The sequence below is a fragment of the Raoultella sp. genome (assembly GCF_039594335.1).
Classification (GTDB): domain Bacteria; phylum Pseudomonadota; class Gammaproteobacteria; order Enterobacterales; family Enterobacteriaceae; genus Klebsiella.
In genome coordinates this window covers 1-3,070 of sequence record NZ_JBCNNS010000265.1, presented here as the reverse complement: position 1 = coordinate 3,070, position 3,070 = coordinate 1, and the positions used below count along the sequence as shown (strand labels likewise).

General features: G+C 52.2%; 4 protein-coding genes. 3 read left to right on the top strand and 1 reads right to left on the bottom strand.

The genetic code is table 11. The annotated features are described in order from the left end of the window. Positions 1-21 precede the first annotated feature (21 nt). Positions 22-786 (bottom strand): GntR family transcriptional regulator, encoded by a 765-nt coding sequence (locus ACZAHD_RS22750; RefSeq protein ID WP_462458744.1) that lies wholly within the window; start codon positions 784-786, stop codon positions 22-24. 75 nt (positions 787-861) lie between these two features. Here ACZAHD_RS22750 and ACZAHD_RS22745 point away from each other — a divergent pair, with 75 nt between their 5' ends. From ACZAHD_RS22745 to ACZAHD_RS22735, 3 genes are all read left to right on the top strand, one after another. Continuing rightward, positions 862-1,659, top strand: a complete 798-nt coding sequence (locus ACZAHD_RS22745; RefSeq protein ID WP_462458743.1) for an ABC transporter ATP-binding protein — start codon at positions 862-864, stop codon at positions 1,657-1,659. 11 nt (positions 1,660-1,670) lie between these two features. Beyond that, a complete protein-coding gene (locus ACZAHD_RS22740; protein ID WP_462458742.1) occupies positions 1,671-2,669 on the top strand; it encodes an ABC transporter substrate-binding protein in 999 nt (332 codons plus the stop codon). Further along, positions 2,666-3,070: ABC transporter permease (locus ACZAHD_RS22735; RefSeq protein ID WP_462458741.1), on the top strand; the 405-nt coding region annotated here is incomplete at its 3' end. The genes ACZAHD_RS22740 and ACZAHD_RS22735, both read left to right, overlap by 4 nt.

Below are 3,070 nucleotides of genomic sequence, written 5' to 3'. Positions count from 1 at the left end.
CTAAAAAAGCCTGTATTTAAATCAGGCATTATTCCAGGTAAATTCGTAGCGCTCGGGGCGGATATAAAAAATCGAATGCTCGGCGCAGATATCGTCACTAAACCATGATGTGCGCTCCAACTGAAATAATGGCGCACCTTTACTCACCTTGAGGAGAGCAGCCAGAGTCTTATCGGCAAATTGCATTCTTATCCGGACTTCAGATCGCAAAATGGGTCGACCGGCGCTGCTCTCCAGTAAGGCCCAGGTCGGTTGTTGCTCGATGTCCTGCCAGCTCAACTCGCTATTGAAGACGGAGAAATGGCTGTACCCCACGGCGATTGGCTCATCGTCGACCCGATGCAAACGGGTAATATAGGTTAGCCCGGCCACATTCTTAAACAACTCACGTAGCGGTTCCGGCATTGCGACCGTTTGTTTATCAAGCAGCACCATGCTGGCATTAAGCCCTTGCTGTTTCAATGATTCGTGAAAACTGCGCATTACGTTGATACCGTGGGCAACTTTTTTACCAGAGGCGTAAGTGCCCTTCCCCTGTTTGCGCTCGACCAATCCATTATCGGCTAAATACTTCAGCGCTAATCTGACCGTCACCCGGCTCACCGCAAAACGCTGTTCAAGCGCGGCCTCCGAAGGGAGTTTTCCACTCGGATTATACACTCCGGCCGCAATTTCCTGCTGCAACGTATCGGCAATCTGCCGGTACAAAGAGGTTAAATTTTCCCTTACCAACGTCATTTCTTGAACCTCATCCGCTCGTATTCCGTTTAGATCTATATTAGTCAAAAGCTATCTTAGGCTAATTTGTATTAATACGTATTATAACATCATTGCCTTTGATTTTCTCACAGAGTGGCAGCGATGAATATGAAAACTACCGCCGCGCTGGCGGTCAACGATATCACTTTTAGCTATCCCGGCGGTGCGCCGGTGTTTGACCATTTCAGTTTTCATGCCCGAGACGGTGAGTTTGTGGTGCTGCTCGGGCCATCGGGCTGTGGCAAAAGCACTTTGCTCAATCTGCTGGCAGGGTTTACACAACCTCATCGGGGTTGCGTTCAGGTACAGGGTGAGTCTATTCGCCCGGAAAATGACCGGCTCGGTTATGTATTTCAGCAGCCGCAGCTGTTTAGCTGGCTTAGCGCGTTGGAAAACGTTCGCTTTGGCCTGCGCATGCGCCAGCGCGGTGACAAGGCAAAGCAGCGTGCTGTTGCGCGCGATTACCTCGAGCGAGTCGGTCTGGCCCATGCCGCCGATCTGCTGCCACATCAGATGTCCGGCGGTATGCAACAGCGCGTCTCGCTGGCTCGCGCGCTGGCGCTGGAGCCGCAGGTACTGTTGATGGACGAGCCCTTTGCTGCACTAGACGCGATTACTCGCAGCGAAATGAATGAAGAAACATTGCGTCTGTGGTCGTCGCTGGGTCAAACGACACTGTTTATTACTCATGATATTGAAGAAGCGGTGTTTCTCGCCGATCGGGTGATTATTTTAAATCTGGCCCCCGGCGGTATCCACAGCGAACTGGAAATCGACCTGCCACGACCGCGCAGCAATCTCGAAACGCGACAATTACCGGCATTTCTTGCTTATCGCAATGAACTCCTGTACCGCATCAGCGAAGTGATGCAGCAGATACCTAAAACAGTAAATCACTAAACGGAAGACTTATGGGTAAGACTACTTTTGCTTTGCTGATATCAGGGATACTTCTTTCTTCACAGACTCAGGCAGCGGATAGCTCGCCCCTCCGTATCGGCTGGGTCTATGCGTTGGCGAATGCTCCGGCGTTGATCGCCGAAAAAGAAGGATTTTACAAACAAGAAGGCCTCAACGTCGAGCTGACATCCTTCGGCGACGGTCCGGTTATCTCTCAGGCGCTGGCGGCGCATCAGCTCGATGCCGCCTATATTGGCGCGCCGCCGGTATTTCAATGGTACTCACGCGGGCTAAAGGGTCAGATTATCGCCAAGGTTAACAGTGGGCAGGCCGCGCTTATCACCAGTAAAAATAGCGGTATCAATCAGCTGTCAGATCTCAAAGGCAAGCGCATAGCAGGAGTCAAGAAAGGCAGCGGTATGGATGTTCTGCTGCGCGGGCTGGTGCTACAACGCCAGGCCAAACTCACGCCGGACAAAGACATGCAGATTGTCGATATGCCCGCCGGCAATATGCTGGCCGCGCTGAATCAGGGTGTGGCCAACGCGGCCTTTACCTGGGAACCCTTCGTAAGCGAAGCCTTGCTGCGCGGCGATTCAAAACTGTTGTTCGACGTGAACCAGGCTCAGCCCAATTACCCCTGGTATGTGCTGACGGCACTGCCAGAGACACTTAAAGACCGCCCTGATGACGTGATCAAGCTGCTCAAAGCTCATGATAAAGCAGTCAACTTCATCAATCAGCGCCCTGACGAAGCCGATAAGATTATTGCCGATGCCTTCAAGTTACAGGCGGTAAAAACGCTGGATGGCAAGGTGATCAGCCCCGAAGATTTAGTGAAAGAAGCACGTAAGCGCATTCACTGGTCAGTTTCCCTGACCGCACAGGATAAAAACTTTATCCAGTCGCTGATGGCTGATTCACATCAGTTGGGTTACATGGACCAGGTGCCGAATATCGATCAGGTTGTTAACACCCAGTGGTTGCAAAAAGCAGGGTTTCAACCGTGAAAAAAATCAGACCCAACTGGGGATGGGCCTCGCTGCCGTTCCTGTTAGTGGTATGGATTGCCGTTGCCAGCCGCTATCCCAGCTATATTCTGCCGCAGCCCTGGGATGTCTGGCATGAGGCCCTGCGCTGGTTCGGTGACGGTTCTATCTGGCCACAGCTGGGATCCAGCCTGCTCGAAGAGTTTGTTGGTTTTATTGCTGCCGCAGTGATGGCGCTGATTATCGGCGTCAGTGCCGGTCTTTCCGATCGCTTTCGTGATTTTATCACCCCGCTGAACAGCCTGTTTATGGCTATCCCGCCAATTGCCTGGGCACCGCTGATGCTGCTGATTTTCGGCCTGGGTTTTGCGTCGATTGTGGTGGTGATATTCATCGCCGCGCTGTTTCCAATGAGCATCACT

What these genes read in the sequence shown, in the direction of transcription:
- ACZAHD_RS22745 (WP_462458743.1), top strand. Translation starts at nt 862, where the DNA reads ATGAATATGAAAACTACCGCCGCGCTGGCGGTCAACGATATCACTTTT.
- ACZAHD_RS22740 (WP_462458742.1), top strand. Translation starts at nt 1,671, where the DNA reads ATGGGTAAGACTACTTTTGCTTTGCTGATATCAGGGATACTTCTTTCT.